The sequence below is a fragment of the Pseudomonas sp. ZS1P83 genome (assembly GCF_054897825.1).
On the sequence record NZ_CM142706.1, the window covers coordinates 529,902 to 545,877 of the forward strand.

Genomic DNA, 15,976 nt, shown 5'->3' on the forward strand with positions numbered 1-15,976 from the left:
TTTTGATCGATCCTGCGCCTTGCAAGCGTTATCCGCTCGTGTACGGTAGTTCTCATTCCGCTTGCTCAGGAGATGACCGTGAAAGAAATCACCCAACTGGCCGCTGAACTTGGCAGGCGCTTGCAGGTTCTCAATGCCCACGTCACTGCCGCCGAGTCCTGTACCGGCGGCGGGATCAGTGAGGCGATTACCCGGATTCCGGGCAGCTCAGCGTGGTTCGAGGCCGGTTATGTCACCTACTCCAACCGCCAGAAAATCGAGCAATTGAATATCCCGGTTGAGTTGTTTTCGACGGTGGGGGCTGTCAGTCGCGAGGTGGTCGAGGCCATGGTCCGAGGCGCGCAGGAAAAAAGCCGGGCGCTATTTGCCGTGGCGGTCAGCGGTGTGGCGGGGCCGGATGGCGGTTCGCCGAACAAGCCGGTGGGCACCGTGTGGCTGGCCTGGGGCGTTGGCGAGCAGGTGTTCAGCGAGGTGCAGCACTTTCCCGGTAACCGTGACGAGGTCCGCCGACAAACGGTGAAGGCCGCGCTAGAGGGGCTGCTGCGCCATACCGCTGGAGAAATCTCAAATCAGGGGTAGGCGATCCTGAAACGCTGTGGAATAATACTGGCTACTTATACAGGTGTTGGCCGTCAGGCCTTATTGATTACGTGAGGACTTTAATGGACGACAACAAGAAGAAAGCCTTGGCTGCGGCCCTGGGTCAGATCGAACGTCAATTCGGCAAGGGTGCCGTAATGCGAATGGGCGATCAGGACCGTCAGGCGATCCCGGCTATCTCCACTGGCTCTCTGGGTCTGGACATTGCGCTCGGCATTGGCGGTCTGCCAAAAGGCCGTATCGTTGAAATCTACGGTCCTGAATCCTCCGGTAAAACCACGCTGACACTATCGGTGATCGCCCAGGCTCAAAAAGCCGGCGCGACCTGTGCATTCGTCGATGCCGAACACGCCCTCGACCCTGAATACGCCGGAAAACTTGGCGTCAACGTCGACGATCTGCTGGTTTCGCAGCCGGACACCGGCGAGCAAGCCCTGGAAATCACCGACATGCTGGTGCGTTCCAACGCGGTTGACGTGATCATCGTCGATTCCGTGGCGGCTCTGGTTCCAAAAGCTGAAATCGAAGGCGAAATGGGTGACATGCACGTGGGCCTGCAAGCCCGCCTGATGTCCCAGGCGCTGCGTAAAATCACCGGTAACATCAAGAACGCCAACTGCCTGGTTATCTTCATCAACCAGATCCGTATGAAAATCGGCGTGATGTTCGGCAGCCCGGAAACCACCACCGGTGGTAACGCGCTGAAGTTCTACGCTTCGGTTCGTCTGGACATCCGTCGTACCGGCGCGGTGAAAGAAGGTGATGAAGTTGTTGGTAGCGAAACCCGCGTCAAGGTTGTGAAGAACAAGGTCGCTTCGCCGTTCCGTCAGGCCGAATTCCAGATTCTTTACGGCAAGGGCATCTACCTCAACGGTGAGATGATCGATCTGGGTGTTCTGCACGGTTTCGTTGAGAAGTCCGGTGCCTGGTATGCCTACAACGGCACCAAGATCGGTCAGGGCAAGGCTAACTCGGCCAAGTACCTGGCGGATAATCCGGAAATTGCCGCGACTCTTGAGAAGCAGCTGCGCGACAAGCTGCTGACTCCAGCGCCGGACGTCAAAGCATCGCCAGTCAAAGAGACTGCTGATGACCTGGCTGACGCTGATATCTGATTGATCCGATGACTGCCGTACTCGATACACCCGTCGCGGTGCGGCGAACCGCAATGGACCTGCTCGCGCGACGCGAGCACGGTCGTGTCGAGTTGACGCGTAAACTGCGTCAACGCGGCGCCCTCCCTGAAATGATCGACACGGCACTCGACCGTTTGACTGAAGAAGGTCTGCTGTCCGAGTCCCGCTATCTCGAAAGCTTTGTTTCCTACCGTGCCCGTTCCGGTTATGGCCCTTTGCGTATTCGTGAAGAGTTGAGCCAGCGCGGCCTGCAACGTACCGACATCGAACTCGCTTTACGCGAGAGCGGTATCAGCTGGCAGGAACAACTGGAAGACACTTGGCGGCGAAAATTTTCCGGCCATTTACCGATAGACGCCCGGGAACGTGCCAAACAGGGCAGGTTCCTGAGTTATCGGGGATATTCAATGGAAATGATCAGCCGCTTGTTCAGCGGCCGAGGGATGGACGATTGACTGAAACGGCTCGCTATTTCGATAGCGGGCCGTTTTGTTGCCTACGTAACCTTGGACGGTTCCCGCGTGCGCTGTTGCGACTGGGGTTTGGACTGCGCCCAGTTTTCCGGCAGGTTGATGTAATCCACCAGTTCCCGCAGCCGACCATGATCACGGGCATTGAAGGTGAAGGCCAGTCGCGCCAGATGGCTGTACTGCGGTTCGTCGTGCTCCTCACCGCTGTAGGCATGTTGATGGAAATGATCGCTCAGACACAGGTCGGCAAATGCCTCCTGCATGTGTTCTAGCGCCTGGTCGCTTAGTTTGTGATTCATGCGAATCACGAATTGATGCTTGAGCCAGCGGCTGGAGTGGAAGTTGCTGTAGAACTGGTTGATCTGCTCCACAGCCTCTTCCGCGCTGTAGACCAAGCTCACGAGTTTCATATCGGTCGGCAGGATGTAGCGATTTTCCTCCAGTTGATGGTGAATGAAGTCCAGCGCGCCTTGCCAGAACCTGCCGCCGGGAGCGTCCAGCAGTATCACGGGCACCAGCGGGCTTTTGCCGGTCTGGATCAGAGTCAGCACTTCCAGCGCTTCATCCAGGGTACCGAAACCTCCAGGGCACAGGACCAGCGCATCGGCTTCCTTGACGAAGAACAGCTTGCGGGTAAAGAAGAAATGGAAGGGCAGCAGGTTGGTGGTGCCATTCACGGTGGGATTGGCATGCTGCTCGAAGGGTAGGGTTATATTGAATCCCAGGCTGTGTGCCAGGCCGGCACCTTCGTGGGCCGCCGCCATGATGCCGCCACCGGCACCGGTGATGACCATCAGATCTGAGCGCGCCAGCGCGGCGCCAAGTTCCCGGGCCAGACCGTATAAAGGATGTTCTATCGGTGTTCGGGCCGAGCCAAAAACGGTGACCTTGCGGCGCCCCCTGAACTGCTCCAGCACACGGAACGCATGTTCCAGTTCGCGTAGGGCTTGCAGGGTGATCTTGGCATTCCAGCGGTTGTGATCTTCCTGGGCCATGCGTAGCACGGTCAGGATCATGTCGCGGTAGATCGGGATGTTCGGGCTGTTGGGTGAAACCAGGTTGAGTTGCTCTTCGACCTTGATGATGAGGTCGTGGCCGCTTTCTTCAAAATGACGGCTCAGGAGGTCATTCGGTTGGTAAGGCATCAACTTCTCCTTCCATACAGGCTCTGTTTTTCCCTTGGATGAAGGAAACATTCGCACAACAAGACGTGCAATGGGCAGCCCCTTTTCTGCCCTGAAAAGTGAACGTGAACACTATGAATCTAGACCCTCGCAGAGATTTTCGCTGACTTGATCATTGCGCCGCAAAGTCTTTCCTGGCAACCGCTTAATGGCGATTTGCAAGGTGCTTTCACCGCTCGTCTGAACGCAGCCCGCGTGTCCGATAGTCTGATTTACTAAATGACAGGCATGACACGACAACTTTGCGTCAAAGGCAGGGCGTACGGTACAAGCGGTTCAAGGATTTTATCGCTCAAGCAAGGGCGAGGTGCAAGGAGGCGGGTAGCGATGGCCAGAGTCACTCTGGAGATCGATACGCAACTGTATCGATTACTGAAGTCATCGGCCGAGACCAATCATTTGAGTCTCGAAGAGGAGTGCTGCCGACGTCTGGAGGGCGCCGACCGACGCTCGCGCTATTTGCAGGCGCTGGTGGCAGAACTGCGCGCCGAGGATGAACAGCGACGCGCCAATTCCCGATGATTACTTCTTCTTGGTCGGGGCCGCTTTCGGGCAATCCGATTCCTGATAGCTGGCGGAGCCGACTGAGCGGTTGGTCTTCACCTCAGTGAAGTCGTAACGCATGACCGCGCCCTTGGCCATCAGCTTGCGGAACGATGGGTTGTTGCATACGGAAGCGCCCAGCTGGAAATACACGGCTTTCGGGTCGGCACGCATCTTGTTGGCGTGGCTGCTTTGTACGCTCAGATGGTTGATCAGCGTGTTGCCTTCGACGGTGTAGCCCTGATCAAGAATGTCTTCGTTGATCGCCCGTGGAGTGCCAGCACTGCTTTGTGCGGCGACGTTTCGCAGCTCTCTGTTGAGATTCTGCTCACTCAAGGATGCAGCCTGAGCGTTGAAAGACGACGCCAGCAAAATGGCAGCGGTGGGAACGATAAGGCGCAGCATGAAACTCTCCTGGTTCAGTGACTGGTGGTTCGACCCGTCACATGACTGTGCGTTCAGTGGCGGCGAATTATAGGGGACGAGGCCTGGACGGTACAGGCTTGCGCCGGCTGCTCTGATAAACTGCCGGCACTTTCTGCCTTGCCGAGTGTTTTTCGTGTCGACTTTCTTCCCCCGCCGGCGTTGCCTGCGATGAACCCTGCAACCCCACGCTTTGCTGCAAACGCAGTAGCCCGCTTGCGCGATGAGCGAGAGGAAGAGGGTATCAAGCCGATTCAGGCCCGAGGCTGGAGGGCACCGCGTTGCCGAGCCTGCCGCGTGATCGAGAGCCACTGCCTATGCGCCTGGCGCCCGCAGGTCGAGGCCCGCTCTGGTGTGTGCCTGATCATGACCAATAAGGAAGTGTTTAAGCCGAGCAACACCGGTTGGCTGATCGCCGATGTGGTGCGCGACAACCATGCATTTATCTGGTCGCGCACGGAAACTGATCCGCAGTTGCTGGCGTTGCTGGCCGACCCGCAATGGCAACCGTATCTGGTCTTTCCAGGTGAATACGTCGAGCCTGAGCGAGTGACGAACACCGTCGAAGCCGATAGCACCAAGCGACCACTGTTCATTCTGCTCGACGCGACCTGGACCGAAGCCCGGAAGATTTTCCGCAAAAGCCCGTATTTTGATACGTTGCCGATCCTGAGCCTGTTGCCCGAGAAGCTGTCGCGGTACCGGTTGCGCAGGTCGACCCGCAGCGAGCATTTGTGCACAGCTGAAGTGGCGGCACTGTGTCTCGATCTTGCGGGCGATACCGAAGCGGCATCGGCGCTGGACGCTTATTTCGACGTGTTCAGCCAGCATTACCTGGATGCGAAACATCAGCTGGACATGAACGTAGCAACGCCAGCCCACGCCGAACTGATGCCTTTCGTGCAGAACACGGCCCCGGTCATCTGCTGATTGTCGCCCATACTGCAAAGAACTGTACCGGCCATGCACCTTGACCACCCCGGTTTCGCTGGGCATGCTTGGCGCCCATTAGGGCGCGGCCAAAGTTTGATACGCCGTATTCTTTACGTGAATAGCCACGTGATTGGCGTTGAACGTGCCCTGTTGGTGCCGCTCCGTGGCTGCACCTCGAGTTGTTTGAAAAACAGGATCATTTGAAAAATGGCCACATACGAAATCCTGATTGCCGATGACCACCCCCTATTTCGTAGCGCCCTGCATCAAGCGTTGACTCTGGGACTGGGCCCTGAAGTCCGTCTGGTGGAAGTGGCGAGCATTGCCGAGCTGGAAACCCGTCTGGACGAGAAGTCCGACTGGGATTTAGTGCTGCTGGACCTCAACATGCCGGGGGCCTACGGTTTTTCCGGACTAGTGCTGCTGCGCGGTCAATATCCACAGATTCCGGTAGTCATGGTGTCGGCCCAGGAAGAAGCTTCGATTATGGTGAAGTCCCGTGAATTCGGCGCCAGCGGCTTCATCCCCAAGTCCAGTGATCTGAGCGTCATCCAGAAAGCCGTACGCGCGGTGCTCGATGGTGATGTGTTCTGGCCGCCCCAGGCGTTCGAGGCGGTCAGCGTTTCCGCCGAAGCCAAAGCCGCCAGTGAAGGCCTTGCGAGCCTCACGCCCCAGCAGTTTCGTGTCCTGACCATGGTCTGTGAAGGTTTACTGAATAAGCAGATAGCCTACGAACTGAGCGTTTCCGAAGCGACGATCAAGGCCCACGTGACAGCGATTTTTCGCAAGCTGAATGTGCGGACCCGGACTCAGGCGGCGTTGCTCCTGCAACAACTTGAGTCAATTTCGAACCACTAAGGCGCTGCATGTTCACGCTTTTTTGACTTTGCTTAATCTAGCTTTCCCACTTCGTTCTTGGACAGTTACCTACTTTATGTCACCTTTCAAAGGCCAAACCGGCCTAAAACGCATCCTTAACGCCTCCGGTTATTCCCTGGACGGCCTGCGCGCTGCCTTCACCGGCGAAGCGGCCTTTCGGCAACTGGTGTTGCTCAACGTCATATTGGTCCCGCTGTCGTTCTTCCTGAACGTCAGTCGCGTCGAACAGGCGTTGCTGATTGCAGTCTGCCTGTTGGCGTTGATCGTCGAATTGCTCAATTCGGCAGTGGAAGCGGCCATCGACCGCATTTCCCTTGAATTGCACCCGCTGTCCAAGAATGCCAAGGACATGGGCAGCGCCGCTCAGTTCGTGGCGTTGAGCATGATCGCGTTGGTGTGGGCGGTGATTCTGCTTTAAGCGATGGTGGGCAGCACAATCTCGTCGCTGCGCTGAACCCCGGCGGTGAAAGCGCGGCACAGGTCGAGGAATTCGCGCATAGCCGACGTCTGATATTTCTGTTTGTGCCAGATAAAATAGAATTGCCGCGCCAGGTCCAGATCCGGTGTCTCCACAGGCACCAGGCTGCCACGGCGGAATGCATCGCGCAGTGCCAGGCGAGAAATGCAACCAATCCCCAACCCGGACTCCACAGCACGCTTGATCGCTTCGGTGTGTTCAAGCTCCAGTCGGATATTCAGCGAGCTGCGATGGTGACGCATGGCCTGGTCAAAGGTCAGTCGCGTGCCAGAACCCTGTTCACGCAGAATCCAGGCTTCGTGGGTCAGCTCTTCCATAGTCGCCGTGCCGCGCTTGGCCAGTGGATGCTGGGGCGCGCAGAACACCACCAGCTCATCCTCGACCCAGCTCTGCACTTCGATGTCCGGATGGCTGCAGTCGCCTTCGATTAGACCCAGATCAATTTCATAGTGGGCAACCTGCTGCACAATGTTGGCGGTGTTCTGCACGTGCAGCTTCACCTGGCTTTCCGGATGGCGCTGCATGAAGCTGCCGATCAGCAAGGTGGCCAGGTAATTGCCGATGGTCAGGGTCGCGCCGACCGCCAGAGAGCCGAATCCCGACTTGCCATTGAGCAAGTCTTCGATTTCTTTGGACTGATCGAGCAGCGCCACCGCTTGCGGCAGCAGCTGTTTGCCGAGGGCGTTGAGGCTCAGCCGTTTGCCGGCGCGGTCGAACAGCTGACAGCTGGACTGACGCTCTAGCTCGGTGATTGAGGTACTCGCCGCCGACTGCGAGAGGTTGAGCAGACCCGCGGCACGGGACACGCTTTCCTGCTGGGCGACGGCGACGAATACTTGAAGTTGACGGAGAGTAAATCGCATATCTATATAACCGATAACCCTTATCTTAATAATCCAGTTAACAGATATTGTGGCTGCCATTAGAATGCGATGCAATTGTGCACAGCAGCTCATTTTTCGCAGAGCAGGCGCAGAGCAAGCGCAGACAAAATTCCCAGGAGTCCCACGTACATGAGCAACATGAACCACGAGCGTGTCCTCAGTGTTCATCACTGGAACGACACTCTGTTCAGCTTCAAGTGCACCCGCGATCCGGGCCTGCGCTTCGAGAACGGTCAGTTCGTGATGATCGGCCTGCAACAGCCCAACGGCCGGCCGCTCATGCGCGCTTACTCGATTGCCAGCCCGAACTGGGAAGAGCATCTCGAGTTCTTCAGCATCAAGGTGCCTGATGGCCCGCTGACTTCCCAGCTGCAGCATCTGAAGGAAGGCGACGAGATCATCATCAGCAAAAAGCCTACCGGCACGCTGGTGCTGGATGACTTGAAGCCTGGCAAACATTTGTACCTGCTCAGCACCGGTACCGGTCTGGCGCCGTTCATGAGCGTCATCCAGGACCCGGAAACGTACGAGCGCTTCGAAAAAGTGATCCTGTGCCACGGCGTGCGTTACGTCAACGAAGTCGCTTACCGCGAGTTCATCACCGAGCACTTGCCGCAGAACGAGTTCTTCGGCGAGGCCCTGCGTGACAAGTTGATCTACTACCCGACCGTGACCCGCGAGCCGTTCGAGAACGAAGGTCGCCTGACCGACCTGATGCGCAGCGGCAAGCTGTTCAGCGACATCGGCCTGCCACCTATCAATCCGCAGGACGACCGCGCCATGCTATGCGGCAGCCCGAGCATGCTCGACGAGACCAGCGAAGTGTTGAACAGCTTCGGCCTGAAAGTTTCCCCACGGATGCGCGAGCCGGGTGATTACCTGATCGAGCGAGCGTTCGTCGAGAAGTAAGAACACCGCATCACTGAAAAGCCCCCATTGCCTGTCCAGGCAGTGGGGGTTTTTTTATGCCTGACGCAATCCCTGTAGGAGCACGGCTTGCCGGCGATGGCGTCCTTGAGATCGGCATCGCGAGCAAGCTTTGCTCCTACAAGTTAGGCGCTGGAACGACTTCCAAGACGCGGATCACCCCCGCCTCTGGGTAATGCCAGCGAACATCCAGATCCCAGAACTGTGCGCCGTATTCCCGTTCTGGTGTAGGAATCTGGTACGCCGGACGTGGGTCTTGTGCCAGGCATTGCTCGATCAATGCCACCAGCGGTTCTTCAAGGCGCTGAGCATGGCCGTAAGCCTGTTGCAGCGCGGAATCTGTCCACTGCACGGGAATCAGCTGCGGCGCAGCGCTGGCGATGCTGTTGGAGGCCGTATCGATGATGTCGGCGTAAGGCACGTAGGGTTTGATGTCGAGAATCGGCGTGCCGTCCAGCAGGTCGATACCGGATATCCACAGCCGATTGGCTTCAACCTTGTCCAGTTTGACCACTGACTGACCGATGCCATTGGGTCGATGCGTCGCCCGGGTGGCGAACACGCCCATGGATTTGTTACCGCCGAGGCGAGGAGGGCGGACTTTCAGTCGTGGCTTTTCTTCCAGGGCCTGGTGAAACAGGAACAGCAGCCAGACATGGCTGACCTGCTCCAGACCTTGCACGGCGTCACCCTGATCGAACGGCGCCACCAGTTCCAACACGCCGCGAGCAGCCGGGGCCAGTTGCGGCTGGCGCGGGATGGCGAACTTCTCCTTGAAGCAGGAACGCACGAAGCCGATGGGGGAAACGCTGTAGGTCATGGTTTAGGTCGAGGCGGGAGTGAGGGCGGGCATGATAACCCACCCAAAGATCGTTCCCACGCTCCGCGTGGGAATGCCTCAATGGACGCTCTGCATCCGCTCTTGGGACGCGGAGCGTCCCGGGCTGCATTCCCACGCAGAGCGAGGGAACGATCATGGGGAGACAGTCAGAGACTGAACCCACCATCCAAAGGAATAATATTCCCGGTCATGTATGCCCCAGCCGTACTCGCCAAACTAATCGCCAGCGCCGCCATCTCTTCCTCCCGACCCCAGCGTTTCATCGGGATCAACGCCGTATCGTTGGCCAGCGCCTGTTCATCATCGCCGATGTGCTGAGTCATCTTGCTCGGAAAACGCCCCGGTGCGATGACGTTGACGTTGATGTGCTGGCTCACCAACTCCCGCGCGAGAATCCGTGAGAGTTGATGCAGGGCCGCTTTACTCGGCCCGTAGGCATAAGCCTGTTCGCCGAAGGACGAAATACCGGCCACTGAACCGATGTTGATGATCCGCGCCGGATTCGCTGGCGAACCGGCCTTACGCAGCAGCGGCAAAAACTGTTGAATGCAGTTGAACACCGAGGTCACGTTGAGCTGCATGACCTTTTCCCAGCCCTTGACCGGGTAGCTCTCCAACGGCGCTCCCCACGTGGTGCCGGCGTTGTTCACCAGAATATCCAGCTGGGTGATCTGTTCTCCCAATTGTGTGGCCAACTGAAGCACGCCTTCTTCAGTGGCGAGATTGGCCACCAGGGCATGGCAGCGACCGAGCGCACTCAGCTCATCAGCCGTTTGCTGACAGGCTTCGGCATCCCTGGCGCACACGTACACAGTGGCGCCAGCCTCGACATAAGCCTTGGCGATCATTTTGCCGATACCACGGGTGCCGCCGGTCACCAGAGCGGTGCGGCCTTGCAGGGAAAAGTACGGGTGCATGGCGAATCCTGAGAGCTGAGGGTCAATACACCCTAGTCGTCAGCCGCCAGAAGCGGAGCCACTATTTTTGCGAGGAATGTGGGTCTATACAGCCTTGAACTGCCGCCCCTGTAGGAGCACAGCTTGTTGGCGATGGCGATCTTCAAAACGCCATCGCCAGCAAGCTGTGCTCCTTGGGTGGGCGATTTACTGCGGGCGCACGCGCAGGGTCAGGCCCTTGAGGAAGTTGCGCAGCAACTGGTCGCCGCACGGACGGTAGTTGGTGTGGCCGAACTTGCGGAACAGCGCGCTCAGCTCAGGTTTGGACACCGGGAACTCGGACGCCTTGAGAATCGCGTGCATGTCGTCTTCTTTCAGTTCGAAGGCCACACGCAGTTTCTTCAGGATGATGTTGTTGGTCACCGGCACTTCGATCGGCTGTGGCGGACGGCTTTCGTCCTTGCCGCGCTTGAAGGTCACCAGGCCGTCGAGGAAATGCGCCATGACGTCGTCCGGGCAGCGTACGAAGCCTTCCTCGTCTTCCTCTTTCTTATCGAGGTACGTCACCAGGTCTTCCAAGGTAACGTCCATGCCGCCGAGCTTGATGATCTCGATGACTTTCTTGTCGCTGATGTCGAGCATGTAGCGCACGCTGCGCAGTACGTCGTTATGAATCATGGTGTGCAATCCTGATATTCAGCAGTGGGCGCCGCATACACAGCGGCGCCGAAAAGTGTGGCGGCGTGAAAAGTATTAGAACTTCTCTTTGCCGGACAGGTAGCGCCATTGCCCCAACGGCACTTTACCGATGGACACGCCGCCAATGCGGATGCGGCGGATGGCGACCACCTTCAGGCCTACGGCCTGGCAGAACAGGGCGATCACGCCCGGTTGCGGGTTCTTCATCGCAAAGCGCAGACGGTTTTCGTTCTGCCAGCTGGCCTTGACCGGCGGCAGTTCCTTGCCCTTGTAAGTCAGTCCGTGGTTCAGGCGGTTGAGGCCGTGCGCCACCATCTCGCCCTCAACTTCGACCACATACTCTTGCTCGATTTTGGCGGAGTCAGCGGTGAGTTTGCGCAGAATCTTCCAGTCCTGGGTGAACACCAGCAGACCGCTGGCATTGGCCTGCAAGTCGGTGCTGGCGGTCAGGCGCAGGAAGTGGCCCTTGAGCGGACGTTTGCTGAAGCGATGTTCTTCGCTCAAGGTCTCGGCGCTGATCGTCGCCATGGCCGTTTCCGCATCCATGCCCACGGGCACGTTCAGCAGGATGGTCACCGGCTCCGGGGCAGTGGCCTTGGCTTCGGGATCAAGCTCGACTTTTTGCGTGTCGACCTTGAACTGCGGCTCGTCGATGACTTCGCCGTCCACGGTAACCCAGCCGCCCTCGATGAACAGCTCAGCCTCCCGACGGGAACAGCCGACGAGTTCGATGAGGCGTTTGGAGAGACGAATCGGGTCAGTCATGACAGGGCCGTAACAAAAAAGGGGTGGGCATTGTACCTGCCTGGCGCCGGTTAATCGCGGGTCCATTTGCGCAGTAAAGCTTTTTGTGGGAGCGAGCCTGCTCGCGAAAGCGGTTTATCAGACAACATTGATATGAAACTGATGGCCTCTTCGCGAGCAGGCTCGCTCCCACAGTGGTTCCGCATTGTGTCAGCCATGCCGCGAATGTTGCTGGTTTTGGCGCAGGCGCATGTGCAGCAGCGGATAAGGCTGGCCCATGCCGTCATGTTCGGAGCGACCGATCACCTCGAAGCCCTGTTTGAAGTAGAAACCCAAGGCTTGAGGATTCTGCTCGTTGACGTCCAGTTCATCGGCATTCAGGTGTTCCATGGCATAGCGTAGCAACTGCTTGCCCAGGCCCTGGCCACGGTGAGCCGGGTCGATGAAGAGCATTTCGATCTTGCCCGCCGCGACCCCGGCGAACCCGGTGATGCGCTGGCGCGGGTCTTTGGTACAGATCAGCATCACTGCATCGAGGTAGCGGGTCAGCACCAGGTTCTTCAGCAGTTCAATATAACTGTCCGGCAGAAAGTCATGGGTGGCGCGCACCGAGGCTTCCCAGACCTGAGTGAGTTCTTCGTAGTCGCTGTGTTTCGGCGTGTGGATGACCGAATGTTGGCGCATGGCCGGTTGCTCCTTCTTTTTACTCGCTGTTTCTGTGAATGTTGAGAATCCTTTCCTAACAAAACGATAGCCGTAAAAAAGCCCCGCATCTCGTCAAGAGGGCGGGGCTTTTCGTATTTTTTGCGTTTAGATCTGTTCAGCCCACAGGTCGTATTCGTCGGCGTCAGTCACTTTGCACCAGACTTTATCGCCTGGCTTGAGGTTACTGCCATTGTCGATGAACACGTTGCCATCGATTTCCGGGGCATCGAAGAAGCAACGGCCGACAGCGCCTTGCTCGTCGACTTCGTCCACCAGCACTTCGATTTCACGGCCAACACGCATTTGCAGACGCGCGGCGCTGATGGCTTGTTGATGCGCCATGAAGCGGTCCCAGCGGTCTTGCTTGACGTCGTCCGGAACGATGTCCAGGTCGAGATCATTGGCGGGTGCGCCATCAACCGGCGAGTACTGGAAGCAGCCGACGCGGTCGAGCTGCGCTTCGGTCAGCCAGTTCAGCAGGTACTGGAAGTCTTCTTCGGTTTCGCCGGGGAAGCCGACGATGAAGGTCGAACGGATGATCAGGTCCGGGCAGATTTCGCGCCAGTTCTTGATTCGGGCCAGGGTCTTGTCTTCGAAGGCCGGGCGTTTCATGGCTTTCAAGACTTTTGGGCTGGCGTGCTGGAACGGGATGTCCAGGTACGGCAGGATTTTCCCGGCGGCCATCAGCGGAATCAGCTCGTCGACGTGGGGGTACGGGTAAACATAGTGCAGACGAACCCAGACGCCGAGGGTGCTCAGGGCTTCGCAGAGTTCGGTCATGCGGGTTTTCACCGGCGCGCCGTTCCAGAAACCGGTGCGGTATTTCACGTCGACGCCGTAGGCGCTGGTGTCCTGGGAGATCACCAACAGCTCTTTGACGCCGGCCTTGACCAGGCGCTGAGCTTCGTCGAGTACGTCACCGACCGGGCGGCTGACCAGTTTGCCGCGCATCGACGGGATGATGCAGAAGCTGCAGCTGTGGTTGCAGCCTTCGGAAATCTTCAGGTAGGCGTAGTGGCGCGGGGTCAGTTTGATCCCTTGCGGCGGCACCAGGTCGATCAGCGGGTTGTGATCCTTGCGCGGCGGCACGGCGTCGTGCACGGCGTTGACCACTTGCTCGTACTGCTGCGGGCCGGTCACGGCCAGCACGCTTGGGTGAATCTTGCGAATGTTGCCTTCTTCAACGCCCATGCAGCCGGTCACGATGACCTTGCCGTTTTCCTTGATGGCTTCGCCGATCACTTCCAGGGATTCAGCCTTGGCCGAGTCAATGAAACCGCAGGTGTTGACCACCACGACGTCAGCGTCCTGATAAGTGGACACAACGTCATAGCCTTCCATACGCAGCTGGGTAAGGATGCGCTCGGAGTCGACCAGTGCTTTAGGGCAACCCAGGGATACGAAGCCAACCTTTGGATTGGCCGGCGCAGGAGTGGTGGACATGTCTAACCTCGGTATTTGTGACGCCTCCAGCCGAAGTCGGCAAGGCGACAGACGGGCGCTTTGTCGCGCCTCTGATCAAAAAGTGCGCAATTCTAGCGATGGGGAGCTCACTTGACCAGCTTTATGCAGGGAAATACGACGAGTGCTGCGCTATGCTTCGCGCCGTTACGCTTTACCGATTTTTTACAGTCAACAAAACGTCTGTAACGTGAAGTAAAACAGCGCATGCTGCACGGCAAAGCATAGTGCTTCTTCCAAAGAAGTCCGGTCTGAGTAGTAGGAGTGGTGGATGGGTCAGGCAAGTAGTCAGGCGGCGGGCGCCGAGCATTCGGCCGCGAAGCCGATCGGCATGCTGGTCGCGGCGGTCGGGGTGGTTTATGGCGATATTGGCACAAGCCCGCTGTACACCCTCAAAGAAGTGTTTTTCGGTGGCTATGGCGTGCCTGTCAATCATGACGGGGTGCTGGGGATTCTGGCGCTGATTTTCTGGTCGCTGATCTGGGTGGTGTCGATCAAGTACATGATGTTCGTACTGCGCGCCGACAACCAAGGCGAAGGCGGGATCATGGCCTTGACTGCACTGGCTCGGCGGGCAGCGGCGGGGCATCCCAAGTTGAGAGGGTTTCTGGTGGTCTGCGGGCTGATTGGTGCGGCGCTGTTTTACGGCGACAGCATGATCACGCCGGCGATTTCCGTTCTCTCGGCTATTGAAGGCCTGGGGCTGGCATTTGACGGCATTGACCATTGGGTGGTGCCGCTGTCGTTGATCGTGCTGGTGGCGCTGTTCCTGATTCAGAGTCACGGCACCGCGCGGATCGGCATTCTGTTCGGGCCGATCATGGTGACCTGGTTTGTGGTGCTGGGGGCGCTGGGTGTCTACGGCATCCTGCAACACCCGGAAGTGTTGCAAGCGATGAACCCGTTCTGGGGCGTGCGTTTCTTCGTCGCACACCCAGGCATGGGTGTGACCATTCTTGGCGCGGTGGTGCTGGCACTGACCGGCGCCGAAGCGCTGTACGCCGACATGGGCCACTTCGGTCGCAAGCCGATTGCCCGTGCGTGGTTCATCCTCGTGCTGCCGGCGCTGGTGCTGAACTACTTCGGTCAGGGCGCCTTGCTGCTCGGTGACCCGGAAGCCGCTCGCAACCCGTTCTACTTGCTAGCGCCGAGCTGGGCACTGATTCCGTTGGTGGGGTTGTCGACCCTGGCCACGGTGATCGCTTCTCAGGCGGTGATTTCCGGTGCGTTCTCCTTGACCCGTCAGGCGATCCAGCTCGGCTATATTCCGCGCATGCACATTCAGCACACCTCCAGTGCCGAACAAGGCCAAATCTATATTGGCGCGGTGAACTGGGCGCTGATGGTCGGCGTAATCCTGTTGGTGCTGGGCTTCGAGTCTTCCGGTGCCCTGGCCTCGGCCTACGGTGTGGCCGTGACCGGGACCATGCTGATGACCAGCATTCTGGTGTCGGCGGTGATATTGCTGCTGTGGAAATGGCCTCCGATCCTCGCGGTTCCGCTGTTGCTCGGTTTCCTGTTAGTGGACGGTCTGTACTTCGCTGCCAACGTGCCGAAAATCATTCAGGGCGGGGCGTTCCCGGTGATCGCCGGTATCGTGTTGTTTGTGCTGATGACCACCTGGAAACGCGGCAAGCAACTGCTGGTCGACCGTCTGGACGAAGGTGGATTGCCGCTGCCGATCTTCATCGGCAGTATTCGCGTGCAACCGCCGCATCGCGTTCAGGGCACTGCCGTATTCCTGACCGCGCGGCCGGATGCCGTGCCTCATGCGCTGTTGCACAACCTGCTGCATAACCAGGTGCTGCACGAGCAAGTGGTGTTGCTGACGGTGGTGTACGAAGACATCCCGCGGGTGCCTGCGCAGCGGCGTTTCGAGGTTGAATCCCACGGCGAAGGTTTCTTCCGGGTGATCCTGCACTTTGGCTTCGTCGACGAGCCGGATGTGCCGCAAGCGCTGAAGCTGTGTCATCTCGATGAACTGGACTTCAGCCCGATGCGCACCACCTACTTCCTCAGCCGCGAGACGGTCATCGCTTCCAAGCTTGAAGGCATGGCACGCTGGCGTGAGGCGCTGTTCGCCTTCATGTTGCAGAACGTCAACGGCAACCTGCGCTTCTTCAATCTGCCGCTGAACCGGGTGATTGAACTGGGGACCCAGGTAGAAATGTAA

Annotated in this window: 18 protein-coding genes; 9 read left to right on the forward strand and 9 right to left on the reverse strand. The window is 58.3% G+C overall.

Annotated elements, in window-relative coordinates; translation table 11 throughout:
- Positions 1 to 78: 78 nt before the first annotated feature.
- The 3 genes from ACYZT0_RS02555 to recX all read left to right on the forward strand — a co-directional run bounded on the left by ACYZT0_RS02555 (position 79) and on the right by recX (position 2,191).
- Positions 79 to 579, forward strand: a complete 501-nt coding sequence (locus tag ACYZT0_RS02555) for a CinA family protein (protein ID WP_462044499.1) — start codon at positions 79 to 81, stop codon at positions 577 to 579.
- 83 nt (positions 580 to 662) lie between these two features.
- A complete protein-coding gene (gene recA, locus ACYZT0_RS02560) occupies positions 663 to 1,715 on the forward strand; it encodes a recombinase RecA (protein WP_449644954.1) in 1,053 nt (350 codons plus the stop codon).
- An 8-nt stretch (positions 1,716 to 1,723) separates the two neighbouring features.
- Positions 1,724 to 2,191, forward strand: coding sequence for a recombination regulator RecX (gene recX / locus ACYZT0_RS02565; RefSeq protein WP_462044500.1), 468 nt, complete (start codon positions 1,724 to 1,726; stop codon positions 2,189 to 2,191).
- Between the two features lie 41 nt (positions 2,192 to 2,232).
- Here the strand turns inward: recX and ACYZT0_RS02570 are convergent, their stop codons facing one another.
- Positions 2,233 to 3,351, reverse strand: coding sequence for an LOG family protein (locus tag ACYZT0_RS02570; protein WP_462030854.1), 1,119 nt, complete (start codon positions 3,349 to 3,351; stop codon positions 2,233 to 2,235).
- Positions 3,352 to 3,717: 366 nt separating this feature from the next.
- Here ACYZT0_RS02570 and ACYZT0_RS02575 point away from each other — a divergent pair, with 366 nt between their 5' ends.
- A complete protein-coding gene (locus ACYZT0_RS02575) occupies positions 3,718 to 3,912 on the forward strand; it encodes a hypothetical protein (RefSeq protein WP_462030853.1) in 195 nt (64 codons plus the stop codon).
- Here the strand turns inward: ACYZT0_RS02575 and ACYZT0_RS02580 are convergent, their stop codons facing one another.
- The gene (locus ACYZT0_RS02580) at positions 3,913 to 4,338 is read right to left on the reverse strand and encodes a PA3611 family quorum-sensing-regulated virulence factor (protein WP_462044501.1); all 426 of its coding nucleotides are present in this window, start codon (positions 4,336 to 4,338) and stop codon (positions 3,913 to 3,915) included. It lies immediately after the preceding gene.
- A 189-nt stretch (positions 4,339 to 4,527) separates the two neighbouring features.
- Here ACYZT0_RS02580 and ACYZT0_RS02585 point away from each other — a divergent pair, with 189 nt between their 5' ends.
- From ACYZT0_RS02585 to ACYZT0_RS02595, 3 genes are all read left to right on the forward strand, one after another.
- Positions 4,528 to 5,286 (forward strand): tRNA-uridine aminocarboxypropyltransferase, encoded by a 759-nt coding sequence (locus ACYZT0_RS02585; RefSeq protein ID WP_462044502.1) that lies wholly within the window; start codon positions 4,528 to 4,530, stop codon positions 5,284 to 5,286.
- A 210-nt stretch (positions 5,287 to 5,496) separates the two neighbouring features.
- Complete coding sequence (gene erdR, locus ACYZT0_RS02590) at positions 5,497 to 6,147, forward strand: response regulator transcription factor ErdR (protein WP_282376915.1); 651 nt, start codon at positions 5,497 to 5,499, stop codon at positions 6,145 to 6,147.
- 76 nt (positions 6,148 to 6,223) lie between these two features.
- Entirely contained in the window at positions 6,224 to 6,586 is a 363-nt protein-coding gene (locus ACYZT0_RS02595; protein WP_282376914.1) for a diacylglycerol kinase, read from the forward strand.
- Here the strand turns inward: ACYZT0_RS02595 and ACYZT0_RS02600 are convergent.
- Positions 6,583 to 7,509: a LysR family transcriptional regulator gene (locus tag ACYZT0_RS02600; RefSeq protein WP_008153977.1), complete on the reverse strand. Its 927-nt coding sequence runs from the start codon at positions 7,507 to 7,509 to the stop codon at positions 6,583 to 6,585. The genes ACYZT0_RS02595 and ACYZT0_RS02600 overlap by 4 nt on opposite strands.
- A 150-nt stretch (positions 7,510 to 7,659) precedes the next feature.
- Between ACYZT0_RS02600 and fpr the strand changes: the two genes are divergently transcribed.
- Complete coding sequence (gene fpr / locus ACYZT0_RS02605) at positions 7,660 to 8,439, forward strand: ferredoxin-NADP reductase (protein ID WP_003443014.1); 780 nt, start codon at positions 7,660 to 7,662, stop codon at positions 8,437 to 8,439.
- A 136-nt stretch (positions 8,440 to 8,575) separates the two neighbouring features.
- Here fpr and tsaA read toward each other — a convergent pair whose 3' ends face one another.
- The 6 genes from tsaA to rimO all read right to left on the reverse strand — a co-directional run bounded on the left by tsaA (position 8,576) and on the right by rimO (position 13,785).
- A complete protein-coding gene (gene tsaA, locus ACYZT0_RS02610) occupies positions 8,576 to 9,277 on the reverse strand; it encodes a tRNA (N6-threonylcarbamoyladenosine(37)-N6)-methyltransferase TrmO (RefSeq protein WP_462044503.1) in 702 nt (233 codons plus the stop codon).
- Between the two features lie 167 nt (positions 9,278 to 9,444).
- On the reverse strand, positions 9,445 to 10,215 hold the full coding sequence (locus tag ACYZT0_RS02615) for an SDR family oxidoreductase (protein ID WP_462044504.1): 771 nt from the start codon (positions 10,213 to 10,215) through the stop codon (positions 9,445 to 9,447).
- A 186-nt stretch (positions 10,216 to 10,401) separates the two neighbouring features.
- Positions 10,402 to 10,872: a YehS family protein gene (locus ACYZT0_RS02620; RefSeq protein WP_462044505.1), complete on the reverse strand. Its 471-nt coding sequence runs from the start codon at positions 10,870 to 10,872 to the stop codon at positions 10,402 to 10,404.
- A gap of 75 nt (positions 10,873 to 10,947) precedes the next feature.
- The gene (locus tag ACYZT0_RS02625) at positions 10,948 to 11,658 is read right to left on the reverse strand and encodes an rRNA pseudouridine synthase (protein WP_401118818.1); all 711 of its coding nucleotides are present in this window, start codon (positions 11,656 to 11,658) and stop codon (positions 10,948 to 10,950) included.
- 189 nt (positions 11,659 to 11,847) lie between these two features.
- Entirely contained in the window at positions 11,848 to 12,321 is a 474-nt protein-coding gene (locus tag ACYZT0_RS02630; protein WP_462044506.1) for a GNAT family N-acetyltransferase, read from the reverse strand.
- Between the two features lie 126 nt (positions 12,322 to 12,447).
- Positions 12,448 to 13,785 carry a 30S ribosomal protein S12 methylthiotransferase RimO gene (gene rimO / locus ACYZT0_RS02635; protein ID WP_462044507.1) on the reverse strand — a complete coding sequence of 446 codons (1,338 nt, stop codon included), beginning with the start codon at positions 13,783 to 13,785 and terminating at the stop codon, positions 12,448 to 12,450.
- Between the two features lie 289 nt (positions 13,786 to 14,074).
- On the opposite strand from rimO, the gene ACYZT0_RS02640 reads away from it, so the two are divergent.
- Complete coding sequence (locus ACYZT0_RS02640; RefSeq protein ID WP_462044508.1) at positions 14,075 to 15,976, forward strand: potassium transporter Kup; 1,902 nt, start codon at positions 14,075 to 14,077, stop codon at positions 15,974 to 15,976.